General features: G+C 36.4%; 29 protein-coding genes and 1 pseudogene. 19 read left to right on the top strand and 11 right to left on the bottom strand.

Going from position 1 to position 26,217, the window contains the following annotated elements:
- Positions 1 to 11: 11 nt before the first annotated feature.
- The 7 genes from CKV67_RS04645 to htpX all read left to right on the top strand — a co-directional run bounded on the left by CKV67_RS04645 (position 12) and on the right by htpX (position 6,492).
- Positions 12 to 716: a glucosamine-6-phosphate deaminase gene (locus CKV67_RS04645; RefSeq protein WP_014092384.1), complete on the top strand. Its 705-nt coding sequence runs from the start codon at positions 12 to 14 to the stop codon at positions 714 to 716.
- A gap of 15 nt (positions 717 to 731) precedes the next feature.
- Complete coding sequence (locus tag CKV67_RS04650; protein WP_014092385.1) at positions 732 to 1,454, top strand: GntR family transcriptional regulator; 723 nt, start codon at positions 732 to 734, stop codon at positions 1,452 to 1,454.
- A gap of 148 nt (positions 1,455 to 1,602) precedes the next feature.
- Entirely contained in the window at positions 1,603 to 2,658 is a 1,056-nt protein-coding gene (locus tag CKV67_RS04655; protein WP_014092386.1) for a glycosyltransferase family 4 protein, read from the top strand.
- Positions 2,659 to 2,771: 113 nt separating this feature from the next.
- A complete protein-coding gene (locus CKV67_RS04660; protein ID WP_014092387.1) occupies positions 2,772 to 3,680 on the top strand; it encodes a peptidase U32 family protein in 909 nt (302 codons plus the stop codon).
- A 12-nt stretch (positions 3,681 to 3,692) separates the two neighbouring features.
- Positions 3,693 to 4,919, top strand: a complete 1,227-nt coding sequence (locus CKV67_RS04665; protein ID WP_014092388.1) for a peptidase U32 family protein — start codon at positions 3,693 to 3,695, stop codon at positions 4,917 to 4,919.
- A gap of 78 nt (positions 4,920 to 4,997) precedes the next feature.
- Positions 4,998 to 5,555 (top strand): LemA family protein, encoded by a 558-nt coding sequence (locus CKV67_RS04670; RefSeq protein ID WP_014092389.1) that lies wholly within the window; start codon positions 4,998 to 5,000, stop codon positions 5,553 to 5,555.
- A gap of 22 nt (positions 5,556 to 5,577) precedes the next feature.
- Positions 5,578 to 6,492: a zinc metalloprotease HtpX gene (gene htpX, locus CKV67_RS04675; protein ID WP_014092390.1), complete on the top strand. Its 915-nt coding sequence runs from the start codon at positions 5,578 to 5,580 to the stop codon at positions 6,490 to 6,492.
- 370 nt (positions 6,493 to 6,862) lie between these two features.
- Here htpX and yjbH read toward each other — a convergent pair whose 3' ends face one another.
- From yjbH to CKV67_RS04690, 3 genes are all read right to left on the bottom strand, one after another.
- A complete protein-coding gene (yjbH, locus tag CKV67_RS04680) occupies positions 6,863 to 7,684 on the bottom strand; it encodes a protease adaptor protein YjbH (protein ID WP_014092391.1) in 822 nt (273 codons plus the stop codon).
- A 246-nt stretch (positions 7,685 to 7,930) separates the two neighbouring features.
- Entirely contained in the window at positions 7,931 to 8,515 is a 585-nt protein-coding gene (locus CKV67_RS04685; RefSeq protein WP_014092392.1) for a CYTH domain-containing protein, read from the bottom strand.
- Positions 8,516 to 8,530: 15 nt separating this feature from the next.
- Positions 8,531 to 8,998, bottom strand: a complete 468-nt coding sequence (locus CKV67_RS04690) for a tetratricopeptide repeat protein (RefSeq protein ID WP_025279843.1) — start codon at positions 8,996 to 8,998, stop codon at positions 8,531 to 8,533.
- Positions 8,999 to 9,155: 157 nt separating this feature from the next.
- On the opposite strand from CKV67_RS04690, the gene CKV67_RS04695 reads away from it, so the two are divergent.
- The 4 genes from CKV67_RS04695 (at position 9,156) to fabI (ending at position 12,424) form a co-directional block, all read left to right on the top strand.
- Positions 9,156 to 9,824 carry a GTP diphosphokinase gene (locus tag CKV67_RS04695; RefSeq protein WP_014092394.1) on the top strand — a complete coding sequence of 223 codons (669 nt, stop codon included), beginning with the start codon at positions 9,156 to 9,158 and terminating at the stop codon, positions 9,822 to 9,824.
- 30 nt (positions 9,825 to 9,854) lie between these two features.
- Positions 9,855 to 10,649 (top strand): NAD kinase, encoded by a 795-nt coding sequence (locus CKV67_RS04700; RefSeq protein WP_014092395.1) that lies wholly within the window; start codon positions 9,855 to 9,857, stop codon positions 10,647 to 10,649.
- Between the two features lie 18 nt (positions 10,650 to 10,667).
- Positions 10,668 to 11,558, top strand: a complete 891-nt coding sequence (locus CKV67_RS04705) for an RluA family pseudouridine synthase (RefSeq protein ID WP_014092396.1) — start codon at positions 10,668 to 10,670, stop codon at positions 11,556 to 11,558.
- Positions 11,559 to 11,635: 77 nt separating this feature from the next.
- A complete protein-coding gene (fabI, locus tag CKV67_RS04710; protein ID WP_014092397.1) occupies positions 11,636 to 12,424 on the top strand; it encodes an enoyl-ACP reductase FabI in 789 nt (262 codons plus the stop codon).
- A gap of 30 nt (positions 12,425 to 12,454) precedes the next feature.
- Here the strand turns inward: fabI and dltD are convergent, their stop codons facing one another.
- From dltD to CKV67_RS04735, 5 genes are read right to left on the bottom strand one after another with little or no spacing between them, the layout of a single operon-like run.
- On the bottom strand, positions 12,455 to 13,732 hold the full coding sequence (dltD, locus tag CKV67_RS04715; RefSeq protein WP_014092398.1) for a D-alanyl-lipoteichoic acid biosynthesis protein DltD: 1,278 nt from the start codon (positions 13,730 to 13,732) through the stop codon (positions 12,455 to 12,457).
- The gene (dltC, locus tag CKV67_RS04720) at positions 13,732 to 13,968 is read right to left on the bottom strand and encodes a D-alanine--poly(phosphoribitol) ligase subunit DltC (RefSeq protein WP_014092399.1); all 237 of its coding nucleotides are present in this window, start codon (positions 13,966 to 13,968) and stop codon (positions 13,732 to 13,734) included. Before dltC ends, dltD begins: the two co-directional genes overlap by 1 nt.
- 24 nt (positions 13,969 to 13,992) lie before the next feature.
- Positions 13,993 to 15,177 carry a D-alanyl-lipoteichoic acid biosynthesis protein DltB gene (gene dltB / locus CKV67_RS04725; protein ID WP_014092400.1) on the bottom strand — a complete coding sequence of 395 codons (1,185 nt, stop codon included), beginning with the start codon at positions 15,175 to 15,177 and terminating at the stop codon, positions 13,993 to 13,995.
- Positions 15,174 to 16,706 (bottom strand): D-alanine--poly(phosphoribitol) ligase subunit DltA, encoded by a 1,533-nt coding sequence (dltA, locus tag CKV67_RS04730; RefSeq protein ID WP_014092401.1) that lies wholly within the window; start codon positions 16,704 to 16,706, stop codon positions 15,174 to 15,176. Before dltA ends, dltB begins: the two co-directional genes overlap by 4 nt.
- A 36-nt stretch (positions 16,707 to 16,742) precedes the next feature.
- On the bottom strand, positions 16,743 to 16,889 hold the full coding sequence (locus CKV67_RS04735) for a teichoic acid D-Ala incorporation-associated protein DltX (RefSeq protein ID WP_025279844.1): 147 nt from the start codon (positions 16,887 to 16,889) through the stop codon (positions 16,743 to 16,745).
- Between the two features lie 206 nt (positions 16,890 to 17,095).
- On the opposite strand from CKV67_RS04735, the gene rpiA reads away from it, so the two are divergent.
- Complete coding sequence (gene rpiA, locus CKV67_RS04740) at positions 17,096 to 17,770, top strand: ribose-5-phosphate isomerase RpiA (protein ID WP_014092402.1); 675 nt, start codon at positions 17,096 to 17,098, stop codon at positions 17,768 to 17,770.
- A gap of 34 nt (positions 17,771 to 17,804) precedes the next feature.
- Here the strand turns inward: rpiA and CKV67_RS04745 are convergent, their stop codons facing one another.
- Together CKV67_RS04745 and CKV67_RS04750 are read right to left on the bottom strand one after the other, a co-directional pair.
- Positions 17,805 to 18,239 carry a GNAT family N-acetyltransferase gene (locus CKV67_RS04745; RefSeq protein ID WP_014092403.1) on the bottom strand — a complete coding sequence of 145 codons (435 nt, stop codon included), beginning with the start codon at positions 18,237 to 18,239 and terminating at the stop codon, positions 17,805 to 17,807.
- 16 nt (positions 18,240 to 18,255) lie between these two features.
- Positions 18,256 to 19,005: an alpha/beta hydrolase gene (locus CKV67_RS04750; protein WP_025279845.1), complete on the bottom strand. Its 750-nt coding sequence runs from the start codon at positions 19,003 to 19,005 to the stop codon at positions 18,256 to 18,258.
- 218 nt (positions 19,006 to 19,223) lie between these two features.
- Between CKV67_RS04750 and CKV67_RS04755 the strand changes: the two genes are divergently transcribed.
- A complete protein-coding gene (locus tag CKV67_RS04755; protein ID WP_014092405.1) occupies positions 19,224 to 20,243 on the top strand; it encodes a branched-chain amino acid aminotransferase in 1,020 nt (339 codons plus the stop codon).
- 42 nt (positions 20,244 to 20,285) lie between these two features.
- On the opposite strand, the gene CKV67_RS04760 is transcribed toward CKV67_RS04755, so the two are convergent.
- The gene (locus CKV67_RS04760; protein ID WP_025279846.1) at positions 20,286 to 21,761 is read right to left on the bottom strand and encodes an LM6179_1298 family efflux MFS transporter; all 1,476 of its coding nucleotides are present in this window, start codon (positions 21,759 to 21,761) and stop codon (positions 20,286 to 20,288) included.
- Positions 21,762 to 21,902: 141 nt separating this feature from the next.
- On the opposite strand from CKV67_RS04760, the gene CKV67_RS04765 reads away from it, so the two are divergent.
- From CKV67_RS04765 to CKV67_RS04790, 6 genes and pseudogenes are all read left to right on the top strand, one after another.
- Positions 21,903 to 22,955: a M42 family metallopeptidase gene (locus tag CKV67_RS04765; protein ID WP_025279847.1), complete on the top strand. Its 1,053-nt coding sequence runs from the start codon at positions 21,903 to 21,905 to the stop codon at positions 22,953 to 22,955.
- A 12-nt stretch (positions 22,956 to 22,967) separates the two neighbouring features.
- Positions 22,968 to 23,444, top strand: coding sequence for a glutathione peroxidase (locus CKV67_RS04770; protein WP_014092408.1), 477 nt, complete (start codon positions 22,968 to 22,970; stop codon positions 23,442 to 23,444).
- 134 nt (positions 23,445 to 23,578) lie between these two features.
- The gene (locus tag CKV67_RS04775; protein WP_014092409.1) at positions 23,579 to 24,025 is read left to right on the top strand and encodes a LytTR family DNA-binding domain-containing protein; all 447 of its coding nucleotides are present in this window, start codon (positions 23,579 to 23,581) and stop codon (positions 24,023 to 24,025) included.
- Positions 24,022 to 24,450 carry a DUF3021 family protein gene (locus tag CKV67_RS04780; protein ID WP_014092410.1) on the top strand — a complete coding sequence of 143 codons (429 nt, stop codon included), beginning with the start codon at positions 24,022 to 24,024 and terminating at the stop codon, positions 24,448 to 24,450. Before CKV67_RS04775 ends, CKV67_RS04780 begins: the two co-directional genes overlap by 4 nt.
- On the top strand, positions 24,447 to 25,358 hold the full coding sequence (locus CKV67_RS04785; RefSeq protein WP_014092411.1) for an ABC transporter ATP-binding protein: 912 nt from the start codon (positions 24,447 to 24,449) through the stop codon (positions 25,356 to 25,358). The genes CKV67_RS04780 and CKV67_RS04785 overlap by 4 nt, the downstream gene beginning before the upstream one ends.
- Positions 25,351 to 26,206 (top strand): annotated as a pseudogene (locus CKV67_RS04790) (ABC transporter permease). The gene CKV67_RS04785 and the pseudogene CKV67_RS04790 overlap by 8 nt, the downstream one beginning before the upstream one ends.
- Positions 26,207 to 26,217: the final 11 nt, after the last annotated feature.

Here is a 26,217-nt window from a genome sequence, read left to right on the forward strand (position 1 = left end):
AAGATATTATTATGCAACTTATCACAACAGAAAATAAATTAGCAGGTTCTAAAAAAGCATTAGAAATTATTGAAAAAGGAATTACATCTGGTGAAGTGAAAACACTAGGTCTTGCAACAGGTAGCACTCCAGAAACACTATACGCTGAATTTGTAAAAAGCGATGTAGACACGAAAAATGTAACAACAACTAATTTAGATGAATATGTAGGTCTTGCAGCGAGCGACCCAAACAGTTATCATTATTATATGAACGAGTTATTATTCTCTAAAAAAGCATTTAAAGAAAGTTTCTTACCAAATGGAGAAGCTACAGATGCAGAAGCGGAATGTTCCCGTTACGAAAACATTTTGTCAGAGCATCCAGTAGACATTCAAGTATTAGGTATCGGAACAAATGGCCATATTGGTTTTAATGAACCTGGAACTTCTTTTGATTCATTAACACACAAAGTCGTTTTAACTGATTCTACTCGTGAAGCAAACAAACGCTTTTTCGAAAGAGAAGAAGATGTACCAACCCATGCTTATTCGATGGGAATTAAATCTATCATGAATGCGAAAAAAATTATCCTACTTGCTTTTGGTGAAAACAAAGCACAAGCAATCAAAGAAACTATTAAAGGACCTGTAGATGTGAATTGTCCTGCTTCAGTACTTCAAAATCATCCAGATGTTACTGTGATTCTTGATAATGAGGCGGCGTCACTTCTATAAGAAGAGGGCGGGGAAATGATCGATAAACAATCAGGAATACCGATTTACATTCAGATTCAAAGTGAAATTAAAAAGAAAATGGAAGATGGCGTCTGGAAAGTAGGGACTTCTATTCCTGCTGAGCGTCAACTTGCAGAAATGTTTCATGTTAGTCGAATGACAGTTAGGCAAGCAATCCAAGGCCTAGTGGATGATAATATTTTGCAAAGACGCGTCGGTGCAGGAACTTTCATTGCGGAAAAGAAATTAACAGAGCGATTAGAAGCTGTTACAAGTTTTACTAATCTGATGTTACAAGAAGGGAAAGTCCCATCGACACGAATTGTATCGTACGGGATTCGTCCTGCAAGTACGCAAGAGCAAGAAGCACTGCAACTCCCAGAAAACAGCAATGTCATGAAAATTGAACGGATTCGTTACGGCGATCGTGTGCCGATTCTTTATGAAGTTGCTGCCATTCCAGAAAAAATCGCTTCACTGCTTACAAAGGAAGACATCATGGATTCCCTTTATAAAGCAATTGAATTAAAGCTTGGTCAACCAATTGGTGAAGCAGAACAAATTATGGAAGCTTCTCTAGTTTCAGAAAAAATTGCGCCATATCTTGATGTAAAACTCGGCTCACCGGTGATGAAACTTCGACAAATTACAATTTTAGAAGATGGTCGACCATTTGAATTTACGCGTTCCCAGTATGTTGGTAGTAGATTTCAATTTGTAGCTAGGATTAAACAATAAATGGAAAGCTTGAGGCGAATGTAACTCGTTTCAAGCTTTTTTTGGCGAAATAACTTATCAGTGGGTAGGCCAATAATGATTTTCGTTGTCTTTTTGCAAATAAAAAAGTATAATGAGATGAATAAAAAATTTGCGGGGAGGACTAGCCATGAGTTGGACGATTATATTAATTTGTTTTGGCGTGTCCATGTTACTTACACCGCTGATTCGAAAAATAGCCCTTTATTTTGATATTACGGATAAACCTGATCAACGACGAATTAATATTAAGCCGATCCCGAGTTTGGGTGGTTTAGCGATATTTATTAGTTTTGTGATAGGGTTGCTCCTGCTTCCAATTGAAAATGAGTTTTTATGGCCACTTTTAATTGCGGCATTTGTGATGGCTTTAACTGGATTTTTAGATGATATTTTAGAATTAAAAGCAAGATATAAATTAATTGGTCAAGTGTTAGCTGCTTTTATCATTGTAGCTTGGGGCAATATTAGTATCGACTTCATTAATTTACCATTTGGTGGCGAGATTCACTTTGGGGTATTAAGTATTCCCCTAACAATTATTTGGATTGTTGCCATTACCAATGCGATCAACTTAATTGATGGCCTTGACGGGCTTGCTGCTGGAGTTTCCACGATTGCGTTGCTGACTATTTTAGGAATGGCGTTTATCATGGGAGATACACTAGTTATCATGATAGCAAGTATATTAATTGCTGGGACTCTTGGATTCTTACCATATAACTTTAATCCAGCAAAAATATTTATGGGGGATACAGGAGCACTGTTTTTAGGCTTTATTATCTCCGTTTTATCTGTCATGGGTTTCAAAAATGTTACTTTCATCTCGTTAATCGTTCCAATTTTAATTTTAGGTGTGCCAATTTCTGACACTGTTTTTGCAATCGTTCGAAGGTTGGTTACGAAACAACCAATTGCGATGGCGGATAAGTCTCATTTGCATCATTGTTTGCTACGACTTGGCTTCACGCATAGACAAACAGTTATTTTAATCTACGCAATTGCAGCATTATTTTCTTTATTCGCCTTCATCTTTACGATGTCAACGTTATGGGGTTCGATGCTCCTAATCGGTGTGTTGTTGCTTTTAATTGAAATAATGATTGAAACACTTGGATTAGTAGGAAGTGCATATCGTCCTTTACTAAAACTATTAAAAATATCCAAAGAAGATAAAATAGATTAGAGACTAGAAACGTGTACTAGTCTCTTTTTTCTATGCCAAAATTCTTATTGAGTAAGCACTCATCTTGTGATACATTTATCAGGTAACGTTTTTTTAGAAATGAGGAGAAAAACATGGAAATCATTGCGACAGCAGATTCAATTAGTCAAGCTGAAAAATTGCTTCGCGCGGGGGTAGACAGATTATATGTAGGGAACAGCCAATTTGGCTTGAGGTTGCCTCATTCATTTTCTGTTGAAGAATTACGTGAAATAGTTCGTTTAGCGCATCAAGAAGGTAAGAAAGTAACGGTTGCTGTTAATTCACTTATGCACAATGAGCATATGAAGTTATTACCCGAATTTTTGGAGCAGCTTGCAGAAATGGATGTGGACACAGTAGCATGTGGTGATCCTGGAGCGATTATGCTTTTAACAGAGATGAAAAAGCCACTACCATTTATTTATGATGCCCAAACATTTGTGACTAGCGCAGAACAAATTTCGTTTTGGGAAAAACAAGGAGCCGTTGGTGCTGTACTTGCAAGAGAATTAACAGAAAGCGAAATAAAAGCTATTGTGAAAAAACTTTCTATTCCGGTGGAAGTGCTGGTTTATGGACCAACCTGTATTCACCAATCAAAGCGCAAGTTAGTGACTAATTATCAGCGAATTGTAGAAATGGAAGATGATACTTCCAAAGATCGCGGGCTTTATTTACGTGAACCCAACGATGAAACAAGTCAGCTGCCAATTTATGAAGATGAATCGGGCACACATATTTTTGCTTCAGAAGATATTTCACTTGTGCCGTATTTGGCTGATTTATATGCATCAGGTTGTAGAACATGGAAACTAGACGGTGTTCTCGCTGAATCAGATAACTTTGTTGAAATTACGACTCTTTTTGTTGAAGCCAAAGAAGCGATTACCTGCGACCGTTTTGTTGCAGAGTATTTTGTGAATAAATTAACGGAACTTCAACCAAAAACAAGGAAATTAGATGCTGGATTCTATTTGAAAAATCCGGATGATGTGAAATAGGGGGATAGCATAATGACTAAAATTGTGAAAAAACCAGAAGTGCTGGCTCCGGCTGGTAACTTAGAAAAATTAAAAATTGCCATTCGTTACGGAGCGGATGCGGTATATATTGGTGGTCAAGCTTTTGGGCTCAGGTCACGTGCAGGAAATTTTACTTTTGAAGAAATGGAGCAAGGAGTTGCTTTTGCCCATGCGAGAAATGCCAAAGTTTATGTGGCAGCTAATATGGTAGCACATACAGGGGATACAGAAGGAGCAGGTGAGTTTTTCCGGACCCTTCGAGATATTGGTATTGATGCAGTAATTGTATCGGATCCAGCACTAATTAGTATATGTTTTGCGGATGCACCAGGTTTACCAGTTCATTTATCGACACAAGCTTCGGCGACCAACTATAAGACGCTCGAGTTTTGGAAAAAGCAAGGCCTAGAACGTGTCGTGCTTGCTCGGGAAGTAAGTATGCAAGAAATTCAAGAAATTGGTGAAAAAACGGATGTGGAAATGGAAGCTTTCATTCACGGCGCCATGTGTATTTCTTATTCAGGTCGTTGTACATTGTCCAATCATATGGCGAACCGAGATGCGAACCGCGGCGGTTGTGCACAAAGTTGTCGTTGGAAATATGATTTATTTGAAATCGATAATGGTGTTGCAAAGAACTTAGTAGATGCAGATGAAGAACCATTTTCCATGAGTGCAGTAGATTTATCCATGATTAAGTACATTCCTGATATGGTAGATGCAGGGGTGGATAGTTTGAAAATTGAAGGGCGTATGAAGTCGATTCATTATGTTTCCACCGTCGCAAGTGTTTATCGCCGTGCAGTAGATGCTTATTGTGCTGACCCAGAAAACTATGTATTTGATCCTGCTTGGGAAGAGGAATTATGGAAAGTGGCTCAGCGTGAACTTTCCACCGGTTTCTTTTATAAAGAGCCTACTGAAGACGAACAATTATTTGGGAAAACGCGCAAAATTCCACAATATGCTTTTGCAGCTCAAGTATTAGATTATGATGAAGAAACAAAAATCGCCACTTTACAACAACGAAATAATTTTGGTGTTGGGGAAGAAATCGAGTTTTATGGTCCAGGAGATACAGGCTTTAAACAAGTGGTAGAAGTGCTTTGGAATGAGGACGGAGAAGAAATTGATCGTGCTCCAAATGCGATGATGACTATCAAAATGCCAGTAGATAAACCAGTGAAGCCATTTTATTTTATGCGGAAAAAGAAATAAACTCATTCTGCAGTATGATTGTCGCGTACTCCCAAAGTAAGGTATAATGAAGGGAGTACATATAAGGAGGAGATTGATATGATAGGATGGATTATTGCCATTGCTGTTGTTGTCGTTTTAGTTTTAATTTACTTCGGACTATACAACAGCCTTGTAAAATACCGTAACCGCGTAGACGAAACTTGGGCACAAATTGACGTGCAATTAAAACGGAGATTTGATTTAATTCCTAATTTAGTAGAAACAGTGAAAGGCTATGCAAAACATGAAAAAGAAACATTAACACAAGTAATTGAAGCTCGTAACAAAATGATGGAGGTTCCTTCTGATAATCGTCAAGGTCAAATCGAAGCAGATAATATGTTAAGTGGAGCATTAAAATCTATTTTTGCATTAGGAGAGGCTTATCCTGACCTAAAAGCAAATACTTCATTCATTGAACTACAACATGAATTAACTACTACTGAAAATAAAGTAGCTTATTCACGTCAATTGTACAATACAACCGTAATGAACTATAATACAAAAGTTCAATCAGTACCAACAAACATCATTGCAAAACTGCATAACTTTACTGAACGTGAAATGCTTTCTATTCCAGAAGTAGAACGTGTTGCTCCAAAAGTAGAGTTTTAAGCCATAAAGGGGAGCGAAAATCATGCTATTTGAACAAATCGCAGCAAATAAGCGAAAAACTATCTTTATTATCATTGGCTTTTTCATTTTCGTTCTTATGGTGGGTGCTGCTATAGGTATTATTGTGTGGAATAATTATCTAAATGGTCTTATACTAGCAGCAGTTATTGGTGTGTTTTATATTTTGATTATGGTTATGAGTAGTTCGTCTGTTGTTATGGCGATGAATCGTGCCAAAGAAATAAAATCAAAAGATGAGGCGCCAGTTTTGTGGGATACCGTCGAAAGTATGGCGATGGTTGCTGGTATTCCGATGCCAAAAGTGTATATTATTGAAGATGATAGTCCCAATGCTTTTGCTACAGGTATTTCCCCTGAAAAAGGAGCAGTAGCGGTTACTCGAGGTCTATTAAATAAGTTAGAACGTTATGAACTTGAAGGCGTTATTGCTCATGAAGTTTCCCACATTCGTAATTATGATATTCGTTTATCTACCATTGCGATTGCGCTTGTTGCAGTCATTGCTATTCTTAGTGACTTAGCAATGCGGATGATTTTCTGGGGAAGCTTAACAGGTAGTAGAAATAGTCGTAAAAGTGATAATAACAATAATGGTGGAGCGCAAGTAGTTATTTATGTGATTGCACTTATTTTCGTTATTTTAGCCCCGATTATTGCTACCGCTATTCAGTTCGCACTTTCAAGAAACCGAGAATATTTGGCAGATGCTAGTGCAGTTGAGCTAACCCGTAATCCAGATGGACTGATTGAAGCTTTAAAAAAAATAAGTGGAGACACCAAAAAAATGGAAGAGGTTAGTGCATCTAGTGAGTCGATTTATTTTTCATCACCATTGAAATCTAAAAAAGACAAACCAGGTTTATTCGATACTCATCCACCAATTAGTTCGCGAATTGAACGTTTGCAAAATATGTAATAGAAAACAGCCTAGTAATAGGTTGTTTTTTGTGTAATCAATGTCGCTTTTTTGTAACAAAGCGATGGGCTTTTTATTTTCTATCAGCTAATCTTAAATAGTAAGAATTTTTAAAAGGGAGTGAAGTGGAAGCGATGGTTCTGACATTACTTGGGGGCTGTATTGGTATTGGTCTGGGACTGACAATGCAGTAGGCTATCCATATATAGTTTCCATTCCAGCGATACTTGGTGGCTTAAGTTTTTCTATTTTAATTGGGGTAATATTTGGTCTTGTACCAGCTATCAAGGCTTCCAAATTAGATCCAATTGAAGCTTTAAGATACGAATAAAAAAATGACATCCACGTTTTATGTAGTGGATGTCATTTTTTATTGGACATTACCGATATATTTCCAGTGAGATTGCCCATCTGGAGTATCAATTAATTCTACTTTCTGTTGGAGGCGCCATTTTTTCATTTGACGTTCGATTTGTTGTTCTGTTACACCATAAAAATCTGCCATGGATGCAGCAGAAGCGACTTTCACCTTGGCCAAATATTCTTCCATATGAGGGCGTTTTTCTGGTTCTGGGAAATGATTCAAAAGTTCAGATAAAACGTGGACATAAACTTCATAGCGGTGTAGTCCACTAAGCTTCAAACCAGCATCTTCTATATTTTTATTAAAAAATACGACAGTTGGGTTTTCGTGAATCTCCATTTCTTGTGCTACTTTTTGATCGCCGATGTAGGCGCGTTTAGCAGCTGTTGAAGCTAAGTCTTTTTTGAATTCAGCGAGATCTAGACCGGTCGTTACAGCGATATCGTATAGGACCTCTTCGCTAGCGATGTCTTTATTTTCGAGAAAATAAGCTGCTTGAATTTTACGCAAGAATGTAATACCTTGTTTTTTTCCTTGAAGTTCAGCGGCTTTCACTGCAAGACAAGAAATATAGGAAAGGTGCGCCCCTATTTGTTGTTCTTTTAAGCTGAGATTACTATTACCAGAACGCCTTTGTTTGCACACAAATGTCTGTAGATTGTTATGAAGGACGTAGCGTAACTTAAAGTAGTTGCCATACTCCATTTGTAACCGGAGCATGTTAGCTTCAATATTCCAACAGTCATCACATGCAGGATCGAAAAATAAGTAGATTTCGATTGGCTTGGAATTAGCTACTGACTGATAATATAAATTTTGGTTAATCATTTGTTATCACCTGATTTTCAAATTCTAAATATCTTTATGCAGATATTGATTTTAATGTACCAGTGTGAAAAAAACAATTCACGGCTAAGTAAAAGCTGATACAAAATTTAGTATTGTAACTTACATATCTATTTTATCAGCGTAACGTAAATTTAACAAATAATTGTCATTGACTTAATATAGATTTTTATTATTTTTCAATAATTTATGGCATTTATTAATTTAAAAGTAAAATTTTATACTTGATTAACCATTATTACGATAGACATGATTGTAAAAACGAGCAACCTTATTTTCCGCAGGTTGATCTGTTATTTGATAATCTTTTAATAATTTAGTGAAAATTTCTTTACCTTTGTCATAATCGGCCACTTCATATTCTAAATCAAAGTCGGAAATGGTGCCGTAAAAGTTTTTATCAAGCACAAGTAATCCTTTTTTATAGTCTTTTTCCGCACGGATAGTTTTTAGGGAGCCGAAAAGCTTTAGATCTTCGTGATTGATGCCAATTTCTTTAAGCGTATCTCGAACTGGACCTACCGGAATATTGGCGCCATATAAAATTGCTGTAGCTTGATCTGCTCCTAAAATTTGGGTCGTTTCCATAAGACCTCTAGCTTCGGGCGTTTTTAATGTCAATTGATACTGTGTTTCTAATTTGCGGATGCGAAGGGCAGATTGGCGTTCTTTTAGGCCGAATTCTGCTGTATCTAAGTAATAATTGGTTTGTTCAAAGTAGTCGTCTTCTTTTATATGAAAGGCGTCGATGAGTCTAGTATATTCCTCTTGTGTTAAAAGGTTACGGAATTCGATTTCTAATTCTTTTACCATTTGGTTCAGCTCCTTTTAATGAAATGTTGCACCTAAATCTTGTGCATAAAATTGAATGGCTTTTTTGTAGCTTATAATATCTTTGTCTTCCGTTGTTTCTGTGAGTAAAATTAAGGCGTCTTCTAAAGCTTCTTGACCGCATCCCTGGCTAAACTTGGTCATGATTGAAAAAGTTCGTAGCGCGTTGTTATTAGGGAATTCTTGTAATGCTTTTTGAAAGAGGACAGCAGCCTTTTCTGGGGCGCCTGTGATGCGATAAGTGCTACCAAGTCCAATATAAGCTTCTTTACGATCTTCATCAGGAAGGCCGTTTTGTAAGGCTTTTTCATAAAAGGGAATGGCTTCGTCTTCTTTTCCAAGAGCATCGTGCGACCATGCAGCAAAATAATTTAGTTTCGCATTTTCTGGATCTGTTTTTAGTTCTAGCAGGGATTTTGTACGCGCTGTCTCATAGTCGCCGTTTTGAAGTAATGTAAGAATCATTTTAGCACCATCCTTTTTATTGTTTTAGCGCTTCGGTTTTATTTTAACACGGGAATGAAAAAAAGGTTACTTTTAGCAAGGTGGATTGGATGCTTTTGTGTTAAAATATAACTGATGTTGCATTATTTTAATCATGACTATACTTGAGGTGAGCGATTTGAACCATTGGGAAGATTTTTTAGCACCGTATAAACAAGCTGTCGAAGAACTTAAAATTAAACTTAAAGGAATGCGTTCACAATTTGAGCTTGAAAATAATCACTCGCCAATTGAATTTGTTACTGGACGAGTGAAGCCTGTTGCGAGCATATTAGACAAAGCAAATCAAAAAAGTATTGCACTAGATCATTTAGTAGAAGAAATGCAAGATATTGCTGGACTCCGGATGATGTGCCAATTTGTGGATGACATTGAAGTAGTAGTTCGCCTTTTACGGCAACGAAATGATTTTCGGATTGTCGAAGAACGCGATTATATTACCAATAAGAAACCCAGTGGATATCGGTCATATCATGTGGTAATTGAATATCCAGTAGAAACGATTCAAGGCGAAAAGAAAATTCTAGCAGAAATCCAAATTAGGACACTGGCAATGAATTTTTGGGCAACAATTGAACATTCGGTAAACTATAAATATCAAGGTGAATTTCCAGAAGCAATCAACACTAGATTAAAACGCGCTGCTGAAGCGGCTTTTCAACTAGATGAGGAAATGTCCCAAATTAGAGAAGAAGTGCAAGAAGCGCAAGTCTATTTTTCACAAAATAAAGATGTAGCAAAGGATAAAAAATCAGCACATCAAGTAATGCCAAAGAAAGATAAGTAAAAGGTGTAAGAATAGGGGCGAATAGAAATAATGAAATATATGATTACTTCCAAAGGAGACGAAAAGTCTGACCTACTTAGATTAAATATGATTGCAGGTTTTGGGGAACACAATATGGAATATGATGAAGATGAGCCTGAAATTGTTATTTCTATTGGGGGAGATGGGACCTTTTTATCGGCCTTTCATCAGTATGAAGAAAGACTAGATGAAATTGCATTTATTGGAATTCATACGGGGCATCTTGGTTTTTATGCAGATTGGCGTCCAGCTGAAGCGGAAAAGCTAGTTAAACTTTTAGCAAAAGGTGAATATCAGAAAGTATCTTATCCGCTTCTAAAAACCACGGTGAAGTACGGTATTGGTAAAAAAGAAGCTGAATACTTAGCGCTGAATGAATCAACTGTAAAGAGTTCTGGTGGACCATTTGTCGTTGATGTCGTTATGAATGATATCCATTTTGAACGTTTTCGTGGAGATGGGCTTTGTATGTCGACACCAAGCGGAACAACAGCTTACAATAAGTCACTAGGTGGTGCTTTGATGCATCCGTCTATTGAAGCGATGCAACTTACGGAAATGGCTTCTATTAATAATCGTGTTTATCGCACAATTGGAAGCCCGCTTGTTTTTCCAAAGCATCATATTGTTAGTCTGCAGCCAGTAAACGATAAAGATTTCCAGATTTCTGTGGATCATTTAAGTATCTTACATCGGGATGTACAAGAAATTCGTTATGAAGTATCGGCGAAAAAAATTCATTTTGCAAGGTTTAGATCATTTCCGTTTTGGCGCCGTGTACATGATTCATTTATTGAAGATTAAGCTAGCAGGAGGAAGCATGTGTTTTTAAAATGGCAAGTAGAAGAGAAAGATAATGGCTTACTTCTTAGGACTTTTCTTAGAAATAAGCATATTTCCAAACAATTATTAACGGCAGTGAAGTTTAGCGATGATGGTAAAATCGAAGTAAATGGAACAGAACAAAATGTCCTTTATCAAGTGAAAGTAGGCGATGAAGTGTGCCTTACTTTTCCAAGAGAACAACAAAATGAGCGTTTACTAGCAGAATATACAGCGTTAGAAATTATTTTTGAAGATGAATTTTTGCTAATTATTAATAAACCTGCTGGGATGGCATCTATTCCATCTCAGTACCATCCGAGCGGTTCTGTAGCAAATTTTGTTAAAGGGCATTATGAGAAACAAGGATTAACAAGTGCCATTCATATTGTGACGAGGCTTGACAGAGAAACGTCGGGTTTGATGTTAATTGCTAAAAATCGCTTTGCTCATGCAAGACTGAGTACTTTTTTGCAACAAGGTTTACTAAAAAGGAGTTATCAGGCATTTACGTCAGGAGCTTTAAATAATCGAAGCGGCTCCATTGAAGCGCCTATTGGACGTAAAACAGTGAGTATTATGGAGCGTTTTGTTACACCAGAAGGAAAGTATGCTAAAACGAATTATGAAGTACTCAAGCGCTACGAGGCGTTCGATCATGTGGCGATTCAACTTGAGACTGGAAGGACACACCAGATTCGGGTTCATTTTTCGTATATTGGTCATCCGCTGATTGGTGATGATATGTATGGTGGTGAGACAACCTTGTTAAGAAGACAAGCGTTGCATTCTTGTCATCTACATTTAATTCATCCACTTACAGAAGAATACCTGACATTTGATTTACCGTTACCTAAAGACATGGAAGAGATTATTCCAAAATCGAAGTAATAAGAGTTTGAAAAAGTTATTAGGTCATGTAAAATAAAAGAAGCGAATCAAATCGCATCAATTTTAGGAGGAATAACATGAATTTATCATTAGAGGGAAAAACATATGTAGTTATGGGAGTTGCAAATAAACGTAGTATTGCTTGGGCTATAGCTCGCTCATTAAACGAAGCGGGAGCGAAATTAGTATTTACATACGCAGATGATCGTGCGAAAAAAAGCATTACGGAACTTGTACCATCTTTAAATGAAGTAAACCAAGAACCACTGATCTTAGCTTGTGACGTAACTAGTGAGGAAGCTATCACAGAAACTTTTGAAACAATTAAAAATAAAGTTGGAAAATTAAGTGGCTTAGCTCATTGTATTGCTTTCGCTAATAAAGATTTCTTAACTGGAGATTATTTGGAAGTGGATCGTAAAAGCTTTTTACAAGCGCACGAAATTAGTGCTTATTCGTTTACAGCAGTTGCTCGTGCTTTAAAACATTTAGAAATGCTTACAGAAGATGCAAGTCTATTAACACTAACTTACTTAGGTGGGGAACGTGTTGTGGAAAATTATAATATCATGGGTGTAGCAAAAGCTTCTCTTGATGCGAGCGTTAGATACTTAGCAATGGACTTAGGCGCAATTGGCGTACGTGTAAATGCTATCTCAGCTGGCCCAATCAGAACTGTTTCCGCTCGTGGTGTTAGCGGCTTCTCTGATTCTATTTCGCTAGTAGAACAAAGAGCGCCACTAAAAAGAGCAACACAAGCAGAAGAAGTTGGCGACACCGCTTATTATTTGTTTAGTAATTTATCTCGTGGTGTGACGGGTGAAGTGATACACGTGGATAGTGGTTATCATATTATTGGATTCTAAAATGCAAAAAATCCAGAAGTAGTAAAATAACTACTTCTGGATTTTTTTTTGCCCAGGATCGGGATGATGGTTCTTATAAAAATCGTCTGCTGTTGGAGTATAGTTTGTTTGGATAGGATCTTTAACAAAGTCAGCGAGAACTTGATCAATTTTTACCCAACCACGCCAGCTTAAATGGATTGGATCTTCCAAATAGTAAGGTTTATTTTGATATTCTTCTAAGGAGTAATAACGGAAACCTTGACTTTCAATTTGTTGTTTCGTTTTTGCATAGTAGTTTTCCAAGCCTTGTTCATTTAATCCGATATAATCTACCCATTTTCCGTTGATAGGAGGGTTGATAAAGATGACATCGGCACCAGCTTTTTTTAAGGAATCCATAAGTAGTTGTAAGTCTCCATACTCTGGAGAATCTAGATCATAACGTAATTTCGTTCGACTATTTTTAAGTTCTCCTTCGATTGGTTGAATTTTCTTTTTGTAGTAGTCTTCTTTCACTTGAAATGGATTGGGGCCAGTTCCTTTTTCACCGGCTTCTTTTGCTAACTGATCCAGCTGGTTATAGTCTAGTTTTTCAGGAAGGGCTTTTAATCCTTTATCGACGCGTTCTTGTTTGGAACCAGCGATGACTTTGGATTCTAAGTCATCTTTACGTTTAAGAATTTTAAGTTCGATATTACCGGCTATTTTAGTTAGTTTTCTGTCATGTGGTTTTTTAGGCCCTTTGGCAACTATATTTTCTAATAAGTTTTTTAAAGTAGAATCGCTTTGTACTACTTGGAAACTTAATAATCTTTTGGCAGCATATCTTCGCTCGGGCGTATTTTTTGTGTCTTCTAATGCAAATTTATATGCATGAAGAGGAGAGAAATTGGCCCCGAAAGATGGATCTGAAACACCTTTTGGTCCAAACCATTGTGGCGATAAGATAACGGCGACTTTCTTGCCTTTAAGATCATTACCGAGTGCATTTACATCTAGAAAATGACTTAGACTTTGTGTTCCAGGGCGCCCTAGTAGAAATGGCGTGTAACCTTGATCGTATTTTTGGGAAACAACACTTGGATGAAATGGGTCTATACGAGAAAGTTCAGATGAACCGAAAATTGGCAAATAACTTCCTTCTCGCAATGCTTCTTTTTGAATGTCTAGGCCCTGGATGACGGATTCGTTCATGGACGTAGCGCTTTTTTTCACGGCATTAGGAGAAACGTAGGAAAATAAGCTACTAGGTCCAAAAAGAACGAAAAGGAAAACCGCGAATGCGACCAATAACGGTCCAAATGTCATCCACAGCTTTTTTTTCATTATTTAAGCGCCTCTAGTTGTGTAATAATCATTTCAGGTGTTGCCCATTCGTCGCGGTCGAATTCAGAAACGGGAACTGTAATATCTAATTTTTCTTCTATTTCAATTAAGAGTTGGACGGTCGCCATCGAGTCAAGCAAACCTTCATCAAACAATTTGATATTTGGATTTTGAACTACTTCTTCTGTTTCTGTAATTTCTTCTAAGATTTCTAATACATTTTCACGAAAAGCCATTTAAATTACCACCTTTAGTTAGTTTTAAAAATTAATTTTATCTAAAATACCTGAGAATATCAGGAATCCGAAACAAACAAAATGGAATGTAATGATGACACTAATTACATAAGTCACCTTGTTTTTTGGATAAATTTTATGTTTCTTATTGAATCTTTCGAAAAGGTCAAATCCAACAATAAGAGTTGCTTGATAAAGACCGTAAACGATGTAATACCAGTGAAGGCCGTGCCATACACCCATGATGAAAAAGTTAACAAAATAGGCTAAGTAGGCGATAGTAAATTTACTTTTAAACCATTTCTTTTTAGTTATCCAAAAGACAAAACGCATGAATACATAATCTCGGAACCAGAAAGAAAGCGTCATATGCCAACGATTCCAAAATTCTTTAATATTTCGTGCTGCAAATGGTTTGTTAAAGTTCATGGGGGGTTGAATACCTAACAAGTAACTAACACCGACTGCAAAGGCACTATAACCAGCAAAGTCAAAAAATAGATACATACTATAGGCATACATATAACCGAATAAACTTAAATTTGTATCAACATGATGCGTAATCGAAAAATCTAGTGGAACAACGAAATGTTTATTCACTAAGTATGCAATGATGAATTTATAGAGAAACCCAAGAAAAATAAGGAATATTCCTCGGTTAAGTAAATCTAAATAAGCTTCTTTACTAGGTGGATTATCGACATCTTTTTTGAAGCGACGGAAACGATCAATTGGACCGGATGAAATAGTTGGGAAGAATAGTAAGAAATGAACAAAATCCCATGCGTTGTACTGCTTAATTAAGTTATCGCGTATTTCAATAATCATTTGAGCTGCTTTAAAAGTTAAGTACGATATCCCTAGGAAACCAACCATTGTAACATGATCTCCTAAAATTGGTACGACTTTAGATACAATTAACGGAAGAATCGAGAGGATCACAGCGATAACGAATACGCCGCCGTGATTCTTCTTTCGTTCTTGCCGATAATGAAAGTAAAGTCGAACAAGTGCAAGTTGCCAAAAGACGAAGAAAATGAATGTAATAGCTTGGATGGTACTTGCTGAGAATAAAAAGTATAAAAATAAGAGTGTGACAAAAGCATTATAAATCGGTAATCTCTTTCCTAACAAACCAGCTATAATGATAGGAAGTAAAAAGAGGATAAGTACACCAAAATAAAGAATTGTACCGTACGGTGTGCTCACTTGTTAACCTCGTTATGCAGCATTTTACGATCAATTTTGCCATTCATTGTAAGTGGAAATTCTGTCTTGTAAATCCATTTCCTTGGAATCATATATGCTGGCATAAATTCTTTTAGTTCATTTTTGATTGCTGCACTTAGCTGGTATTCTTTTTCGAAATTGTTAGGAGAAGGGATGACCTGAGCGACCAACATTTCTACTTTATCGTCTTTCATTTTAGGAATAATCGCGCAGTTATTAATTAAACTAACCTTCTTTAGATTGTTTTCAATATCTTCCAGTTCAATTCGATAACCATGTAGCTTAATTTGGAAATCAAGGCGTCCTTGGAAAAAGAGATAACCGTCTTTGATTAAGCCTGAATCGCCTGTGTGATAAGCTTGGTAACCGTTATAATCAAAGAATACTTGGTCCGTTTTTTCTGGTTCATTTAAATACCCCTTAGAAACACTTGCGCCGATAAGGATGATTTCCCCTTTTTGACCATCTGGAACTAATTCACCAGTTTCTTGATCTACAATGTGAAGTCTCATATCAGGTTTAATGATACCAAGTGGTAGGCTCGGATAAGCGTCTAAAAGTTCACGTGTGATTTTTACTTGTGTCACAGCAACAGTTGCTTCTGTAGGTCCATACGTGTTGTAAATCGCTGCATCTGGAAAGCGGTCTAGAAGTTCATAGGCAGTTTTCTTTGCAAGAACTTCACCACAGAATAAAAAGCGGCTTAAATTTGGATTATTTTCTTGATTGAAATTTGGGTCTAACAAGCATAAATCTGCAAACGAAGGCGTAGAAACCCATACGTCAAAGTTTTGTGCCGAAATTTCATGATATAAGTCTTTCATATTAGAAGTGATATTTTTATCTAGTGGTACAAGTGTTCCTCCTGAAAGTAGACACGGATATAAATCCATCACTGACAAATCAAACGAAAATGGTGCTTGATTTAAAAAGCGAAGTCCTTGCTTTAAAGAAAAATCTTGTAATATCCAGTTGCTGAAACTAACTAGATTATTTTGACTAATTTGAACGCCTTTTGGATTACCAGTGCTTCCAGAAGTATAAATAATATAGTAATTATCATCATTTTTTACACATGCCTCTGAGTTTGGTACTTCATCTAAGTGATTTTGTAAGGAATCCACTAATTTTTCGGTACTTAAAACTGGGCAATCTGTAATGCTCAAGCTACTTGGTAATTTTTCTGTGCAAATAAATAGTGCTGGATTTGACGCTTTTTTGATTTGTTCGATTCGTTCAACAGGCATCGAAACATCAACAGGTACATAAGCTCTACCTGATTTGATAGCACCTAAAAATGAGATAATCATTAGTGGCGACATATGTCCGTAAACGATAACCGGTTTTTCTTTATCCGTTGTTACATTTTTTAGTAAAAAGGAAGCAAGTGCATCCGATTGGCGCTTCAATTCTTTATAGGAAAGACGTGTTCCAGCGTATTCATAGCAAGGGAAATCTGGTGTCTTTTCTGCCCATGCATCAATTCTCTCTATAATACTTGTGGTCATTATTGATATTCCCATTCTTAAACAGTCCTTTCTTTTTTAAAATTCATTGTAAATAAATTTTGCGCCTTCAGGGTTTTTGAAGCCATAAAACCACAGTAATCCAAGCAATATTGCAAAATAGAAACAAGTCTTTAAAGTAAAAATAGTTGCTGGATGATGCAGAAATAGTTTTATTTTATTCATAAATCCACCTCATTATTATTTCATTTCTGTAACAAATATTAAAAATAAGTCCTTAATACTTAGTTTACTGTAATACATTTGACTCGAAATGTCTAATTACAATTTTGTAAGGTTGAAATAATTTACTTGTTTTGAGTTTAAAAAAAGTAAGTGTATAATAAAAACATAGATAATTGAGTGCTTTTCGGAAAGAATGGAGGTGGAAAATGGTGAATCAGAAAAAAATTGCTGGAGAAAAAGCCTGTGAATGGATTAAACCTGGAATGGTGGTTGGACTTGGGACCGGAAGTACGGTTTATTATACGATTGAGAAATTAGGCGAAATGGTACAAGCTGGTTTAAATATTATTGGTGTTGCTACCTCTGAACAAACAGCGGAGCAAGCTAGAAAATCGGGAATTCCTTTGAAATCGTTAAATGATGTACTGGAAATAGATGTAACGATTGATGGGGCAGATGAAGTAGATAGGGAATTTCAAGGGATAAAAGGTGGAGGCGGTGCGCTTTTACGTGAAAAAATGGTCGCAGAAGCTAGTTTGTTGAATATCTGGGTAGTTGGTGAAGATAAGCTAGTTCCAACGCTTGGGAAGTTTCCGTTGCCTCTAGAAGTAATTCCATTTGGGTGGAAACAAGTCAAACGAACCCTTGAAAAAGAAGGAGTTCAAACTAAGTTGCGTAAACAAAACGATGATGAGATTTATCAAACTAATAACGGTAATTATATTTTAGATATTATCAACCAAACCTTTTCTAACCCTATAAAGTGGCAAGAAAAATTAACGCAAATTCCAGGTGTTGTGGAGCAGGGGTTATTTTTAAATTATGTAGATATTGTTATTTGTGGAAGAGAAAACGGTGAGATAGAAGTTATAAAAAAATAGTTATTTCTTCCATTATAGAAGAAATAACTATTTTTTATGATAATATTTTTTTCATTTCTTTGTGTTCGATATCTGCATCTAGGAAAACATCAGAACAAGTTTCGTAGCCAAGTTTTTCGTAAAAGGGGATGGCGGTTAACTGGGCGCCGAGTTTTAGCTTTGTTAAGCCACGATCTCTTGCTTCCAGTTCGATAGCTTCCATAATTCTGCGGCCACTCCCTGTACCACGAGCGATTTTTTGTGTACAAATACGCTCGACTTTACCGTAGCCATCTTGCTCGCGAAATCTACCTGTTGCAAGTGGAATACCATCGTCTGAATAATCAACAAACATAACAACCGAGTCCATTTCATCAAATTCGTCCCATTCTAGCGCTGGATCCACCTGTTGCTCAACAACAAAAACATCATTTCTAATTTTTAAGGCGGCTTGTTTACCGATTTGATCTGTTACTTTCTTTACTGTCAATTTGTTTCGTCCTTTCTTATGCACGCATGCTTTCTAAGTCAAATGTATTCACTGGAAGCATAAATTGAAGTGATTCTTTGATGAAAGGCTGCCAGTATTTCCAGCGATGATCGCCATTAAATATATGGAAATAATAATCAAACCCTCGTGAAGTTAAAATTTGCTCTAATGATTTATTTGGTGAAAGAAAATCAAGCACTTCATTGCCAGTTGTTTCGACAGCGGTTTCTTGGTCACCAATAATATGATAAATTTTTACTTTAGAAGAATCTGCTTTTTCTGCTAGCGTTAGCATTGCCTCATCTACATAAGGAGAATGTAAAATAACATTGCCGAATGTGAAAGGGAATAGTAGTGCTGCTTTTAATGAGACAGATGCTCCTAGGGAATCACCCATTAGGAATCTACTTGTTGGCATTTGGAAAGAAGGAAAGCGTTCTTCGAGATAAGGAACGAGTTCAAATGCTAAGAATCTTATATAGGCATTATTTTGTTTGCCGTCCGGATGATATTTTTCACGGCGATCCATTACGTTTTTGTAAGGAATACCAATGAAAATGGCCTTTTGAATTTGTTCTGTAAGCGCGAGTTCTTCGGATTGTCGAGCTAATTTACCGAATTGAAAATAATCTTTGCCATCTTGAACGATAAAGAGCGGGTATTTGTATAATGGAGAAAAATCTGGTGGTAAGCAAATAATTAAGTCCAATTCCTCTCCTAGCGTTTTACTATAAAATTTCTCATCGAACATTTTGTGAGCTGTCATTTTCATTCTCTCCTTTCTTGAAATCATTCCTTCTAAGATGATTGTTTTTTGAAAAGTTACTCTATTTTAGCATGAATCTGATAAAAAGAAAGAACATTTTGCCTATTTATGGAAAAAAACTTTTCTTTTATTATATCATCACTGCAATATTACTGTTTAATATGCTATACTGGAACGTACAATAATTCAGTTTTAACGATAGAAAGTGGGGATTTTGAATGAGTAAAGATATTGACTGGAGCAATTTAGGATTTAGTTATATTAAGACGGACAAACGTTACATTTCTTATTGGAAGGACGGAGAATGGGACGAAGGTACGTTAACGGAAGATAATACACTACATATTAGTGAAGGTTCGACAGCGCTTCATTACGGACAACAATGTTTTGAAGGTTTAAAAGCTTATCGTTGCAAGGATGGTTCGATTAATCTTTTCCGCCCAGATCGTAATGCTGCTCGAATTCAAAAAAGCTGTGAGCGTTTATTAATGCCATATATCCCAACAGAAAAATTTATTGATGCTTGTATGCAAGTAGTTCGGGCAAATGAAGAGTTCGTACCACCTTATGGTTCAGGCGCAACACTTTATTTACGTCCTTTTGTTATCGGTGTGGGAGATAATATTGGAGTTCATGCGGCACCGGAATATATTTTCTCGATTTTTTGTTCACCAGTAGGACCCTATTTCAAAGGTGGCATGGCTCCGACGAACTTTATTGTTTCTGATTATGACCGTGCCGCTCCAAATGGAACAGGTGCAGCAAAAGTTGGTGGCAACTATGCCGCTAGTTTATTGCCAGGAAAAAATGCACAAGCTCGTAATTTTGGTGATTGTATTTATCTTGATCCAGCAACACATACGAAAATTGAAGAAGTAGGGGCAGCAAATTTCTTTGGTATTACAAAAGAGGATAAATTTGTCACACCATATTCTCCTTCGATTCTACCAAGTATTACAAAATATTCGTTGCTTTATCTTGCAGAGCACCGGTTAGGGCTTGAAGTAGAAGAAGGCGATGTATTTATTGATAAACTAGATGACTTCAAAGAGGCTGGAGCATGCGGGACAGCTGCTGTTATTACACCAATTGGCGGGATTCAAACGAAAGATGATTTCCACGTTTTCTACAGTGAAACAGAAGTAGGCCCGATAACTAAAAGACTATTTGATGAACTTTCCGGAATTCAATTTGGAGATATAGAAGCTCCGGAAAATTGGATTTATAAAGTAAAATAACAAGAAACAGGGTTGACTCAAAATGATGAGCCAACCCTGCTTTTAATTTTCACCAGATATATGTTTTTTTGGTAAGATGAAATGTAAAATATAACTAACAATACAACAAGCGAACATTACCCAGAAAACCATATGAAGTCCATTATATAAAATGTCTCGAAGTGGTCCAATTATGTCAGCACTAACATTACCAGAAGTTTGTGGGCTAATTAGTTGGTTTAAATTGCTACGATTCACTTCACTACCAGCAGTTTCGCGGAATTGGCTTGTCAGTACAGAATTAAAAATTGTTCCGAATACTGCTACACCGATCGTTTGTCCAACTGTTCTAAAAAGTGTATTCGATGCAGTGGCAATCCCAGTTTGAAATCTTGGAACTGCATCTTGCACAGTAACCGTTGTTGTTGTAAAAATAATTCCAAAGCCAAATCCCATAAATGCGCTATTTAAATAGAAGAAGATATCATTAGTTGTAGCCGGGAATAGGGCGAGTATCAGTCCACTCATAGCGGTAATCAATACACCAATACCTACAGTGTGGCGATTTCCAAGTGTCATTAATAGTTTTCCACCGATGAAAGAACCTATAATCCAGGTAACTGATAGTGGTGCAAGCATAAAGCCAGCAATGGTTGCGCCATGTCCAAGCATTCCTTGTGCCCACATCGGAATATAAACATTAATTCCAATCAAGAAGGCACTAATTAAGAACCCGATTAAGTTACCAATTAAAACGACTGGATTCTTAAATAAAACAAATGGCATAATCGGATCTTTGGCCCGCTTTTCGACAAAATAAAAAGCAATAAATAATAAAATAGAAACAACAAACAAGATGATAACGAGCGGTTCTGTCCAGTTGAGTGATTCACCAGCTCGCTGTAAGGCAAATAATAATCCGAGTAACGCCACCGTAAATAGTGAAGCTCCGAGATAATCAATCGGTAGTTTCACATGCTCGACACTTTCACGTAAGTATAGTAAAACGAGTACGATAGTCAAAAGTCCAATAGGTACATTGATAAAGAATATCCAGTGCCAAGAGAGTTGATCAACTAAAAAGCCACCAACTAGTGGTCCGAATACACCTGCTATACCCCAAGCAGAACCCATGAATCCAAGTACTTTGGCTCGTTTTTCAAATGGATATACGTCCGCAATAATCGTCATTGTTGAAGGCAAGATCCCTCCTGCACCAATACCTTGAATTGCGCGAAAAATAATTAATTGTTCCATATTTTGTGCAAATCCACAAAGCGATGAACCAATGATAAAAATAATTGTCGCAATCACAAAAATATTTTTTCGTCCATATAAATCAGACAGTTTTCCGTAAATCGGAACCGTCACTGCCGATGTTAGCAAATAAACAGAAAAAATCCAGTTCATTAACTCTATGCCGTCCAACTGACTTACAATCGTTGGCATCGCGGTGCTCACGATGGTACCTTCAATAGCTGCCATAAATGTGGCTACAAATACGGCGATGGTAACGGCTTTCACTTTTGTTTGTTCCAAAAAATTCCCTCCCTTTTCGTCTACCGAATTATAGCATAGAAAAGAAGTAAATTGGAAAAAAACTTAATCCTAAGAAATGCACTTCAAACAGATAAGCGCTATAATATAATAGATAAAAGTGAACTAAAAGGAGGAGTTTTTTTGAGTTACGAACCAAATACAAATAAAACAATGCAAAAAATCAAACAATTAACAGCTATCCCAAGCCCAACTGGAAATACAGGAAAAATTATCGAAATGATAGCAAGCGAGTTAGATACATCTAACATTACGTATAAATTAAATAATAAGGGTGGTTTGATCGTCACCCTTCCAGGTAAAGACACTACAAAACATCGAATGTTAACCGCTCATGTTGATACGCTTGGTGCAATGGTGAAAGAAATCAAAGCGGATGGTAGACTCCTTTTAAGTTTAATTGGCGGGTACCGTTTTAATGCTATTGAAGGTGAATATTGTACGATTGAAACAAGTAATGGAGAGTTCTTCAGCGGAACGATTTTGATGCATCAAACTTCTGTTCATGTTTATAAAGATGCAGGAACAGCGGAGCGTAATGATAAGAACATGGAAGTTCGCTTAGACGCGCGTGCTTTGGATTCGAATAGTGTTCGTGCACTTGGAATAGAAGTAGGTGATTTTGTTTCTTTTGATCCGCGCACACAAATTATTAACGATGAATATATTAAATCTCGCCATTTAGACGACAAAGCGAGTGTCGCCATTTTATTACAACTAATTCACTTTATTAATGATAATAATTTAGAATTACCACATACAACCCATTTTTTAATATCTAATAATGAAGAAATCGGTTATGGCGGAAACTCTAATATTCCAGAAGAAACAGTGGAATATTTGGCGGTAGATATGGGAGCGCTTGGAGACGGTCAAACGTCAGACGAATATACCGTATCCATTTGTGCAAAAGATGGTAGTGGTCCGTATCACTTAGGTCTAAGAAAACACTTAGTAGAACTTGCTAAAACGAATAATATTGATTATAAGTTGGATATATATCCGTATTATGCTTCTGATGCAAGTGCGGCTATAAATGCTGGAAATGATATTATTCATGGCTTAATTGGTCCTGGAGTTGATGCAAGTCACGCATGCGAACGCACACATCGTGATTCGCTTTATCATACAGAAAAGTTAGTCTACGCATATTTATTCTCGAATATATTAAAATAGGAGGAATTAATCATGAATGTTCACGATTTTTCTGAAAAAGCGATGAATGGCAAAGATATTTCGCTTAAAGATTATAAAGGAAAAGTGCTATTAATTGTCAACACTGCTAGTAAATGTGGTTTAACACCGCAGCTAGAAGGACTCGAAGCGATGTACAAAAAACTTGGTGGCGAACATTTTGAGATCCTTGGTTTTCCCTGTAATCAATTTTTGCGTCAAGACCCTGGCAGCGATGAAGCTATTTTGGAATTTTGCCAAATGAATTATGGTGTAACCTTCCAAATGTTTTCAAAAATAAAAGTAAAAGGGAAGGATGCTACTCCACTCTACCAATATTTAACAGAACAAACTGGTGGAAAGAAAGTGGAATGGAATTTTGCTAAATTTTTAATTGATGAAAACGGGGATGTGGTTGAACGTTTCCCTTCAAAAATGAAACCAGAAGATTTTGAGGATAAAGTTGAGGCACTGGTTGCAAGTGTAAAATAATAAATAGTAAAAACTCGGTAGTCACACTATACCGAGTTTTTTTGCATCTTAACGAGGATAAAATGCAAGTTACCAAAATAAGCTTGTAGTTTTACTTGGACTATTTATAATGAAATAGAGAGGGCGGTGGCTAAATGAGATTTCGAGTGAAGCAAGATAGTAGTGCTGTGGTTGGTGAAGTTGAGCTATATTGCCACCCAAATGATGTCGATAAAGTAACGAATATTATTTTAAATTTAGAAGAAAAAATCTCTGTAAAAAAAGACGCGGAAACCTATTTACTCGAACCAAAAGTTATTTTGTATTTTGAAGCTGTCGAAAATAAAATTTTTGTTTACACAGAAAAAGAGGTTTATGAAACTAATTGGAAATTGTATGAATTAGAGGAACGATTTAACGAGAGCTCTTTTTTTAGATGTTCCAAGTCAATGATTTTAAATATTAAATGGATTGAAAAAGTTGCTCCTGGATTTAATGGTAGGTTTGAAGCTCGCCTGTGGAACAATGAAAAAGTCATTATTTCTAGACAATATGCTAAAGTTTTAAAACAAAAATTGCAGATTGGAGGAGGAAATAAATGAGGGATAAACTAATTGACTACATTCAAACCTTTAGCGTCATTTTCACAGCTTCCATTTTAACTACAACCTTTTCATATATATCTTCTGGTCATGGAGAAGATCTCTCCATTCGAGACATTATTGCTATACTAATATTTAGTTTAGTTGTGATTATTTTTCAACAGATACTTTTTAATCAATCAATAGGGGGGAAACGAGCTTTTACTTTTCGGATAATCATTCATTTCTTTTTTATTGAAATAGCTATTTTAGGAATTGGTTGGATGCTTAATTGGTATGATTCAATCACAGGTTTTCTAAGCATTTTCGTATTTGTAGGCATCACATTTTTCCTCATGTATCTTTTTTTTCATATGCAAGATAGGAAAGTAAGTAATGAAATCAATCAAAAACTAGCAGAAATGCGAGAAAAGGAGACAAAATGATAAAACTAGTCAATGTAGTTAAAAACTATGGAAAAGTGGCAGCGGTTAAAGGAATTAATTTAGAAGTCGAAAAAGGAGAATTATTTGCTTTTCTCGGTGAAAATGGTGCTGGAAAATCAACGACGATTAGTATGATTTGTACAGAAAGTGAACCGACATCTGGAGAGATTTTTATTGATGATGAAAAATTAATGTTTAAAACTAGAACGGCTTTTCGGCAAAAATTAGGTGTTGTCTTTCAGAATAATGTTTTGGATGACTTATTGACTGTCAAAGAAAATTTGTACAATCGGGCAAGCTTATATGGGAAGACTAAAGCAGAAATTACTGAACGCCTTAAACTGGTTTCTTCTATTATGGAGATTGATGATATACTAGACCGTCGCTTTGAGAAATTATCTGGTGGACAAAAACGTCGGGCGGAAATTGCTAGGGCGATTATGCATGATCCGGAAATTTTACTGTTGGATGAGCCGACAACTGGTCTTGATCCGAAAACTAGGGTGAGTGTTTGGAAGATCATTGATTATTTACGGGAGCAATTGGGGATGACGGTTTTCTTGACGACCCATTATTTAGAAGAAGCGAGAGATGCCGACCAATTGGCTGTTATTAACAAAGGGAAAATCATTGCACAAGGCACGCCAGCTGATATTAGAAGTCGCTTTTCTATGGATAAAATTTTCTTTTATGAGGCAAATGTGCAGGAACTTGAGCCGATAATTGAAAAAGCCGATTTACCATTTCAACTAGCGAAAGGAAATATGCGAGTAGATATGACGGATAAAGGAGTCGGAATTTTGGATCTATTAAATCGTACTGCTGGATTATACAGCTCTTTTGAGGTAATTAAAGGGAACTTGGATGATGCTTTTATCTCAATGATAAAGGAGGAATCCAATGATTAGTCGGAATTTAAAACTATATTTTCGTGATAGAACTTCTGTTTTTATGTCATTACTTACGATTTTAATTATTATTGGCTTATATGCGATTTTTTTAGGAAATAATATGGAACAAATGTTTAAAGAAGCATCCGAGAAAACAACAGGGATTGCAGAATTAGTTAATACTTGGGTAATTGCTGGGATTTTATCGATTACGCCTGTGACTGTATCATTAGCTGTGTTTTCGTTGAAGGTTCACGATGAAGAATTAAGTATCGCTCGAAGTTTTGCGATTTCTCCTGCATCAAGATGGCGAATTGTTTTAAGTTATATTGCTAGTGGACTGATTGCTTCTTTTTTGCTTTCGTTAGTGACTTTATTCGTTGGAGAAATGTATATTTGGTTGACGGGGGGGAGCAATTTTACCACCTGAAAGTTGGCTGAGTTTAATTAGTATTATGTTAATTAATGTAATTTGTTGTAGTAGTATCATGTTTTTTGTCACTAGTTTGGTAAAAAAAGCGAGTGCATTTAGTTCTGTTTCCACCATTGTTGGAACAGTTATCGGTTTTATTGCGGGGATATATTTACCGATTGGTTCGCTTCCAGACACCGTGCAAACAATGATGAAATGCTTTCCGTTTACATACGGGGCATCCGCTATTCGTGAAATTATGACGAAAGAGCCATTACAACAAGTTTTTTCAAGTAATACGGAAGCACTTAAAACGACGAAAGAAATGATTGGTGTGACGATTTATTGGGGGGATAATAATGTAACAATGGCGATAAGTTTGCTTATTTTAGTAGGGTTTGCACTCATTTTTGGTATATTATCCGTGATTCTAATGAAACGACAAACAAAATAATTTTTGGATAA

Origin of the sequence: Listeria ivanovii subsp. ivanovii (assembly GCF_900187025.1) — a bacterium.
GTDB classification, from domain to species: Bacteria; Bacillota; Bacilli; order Lactobacillales; family Listeriaceae; genus Listeria; species Listeria ivanovii.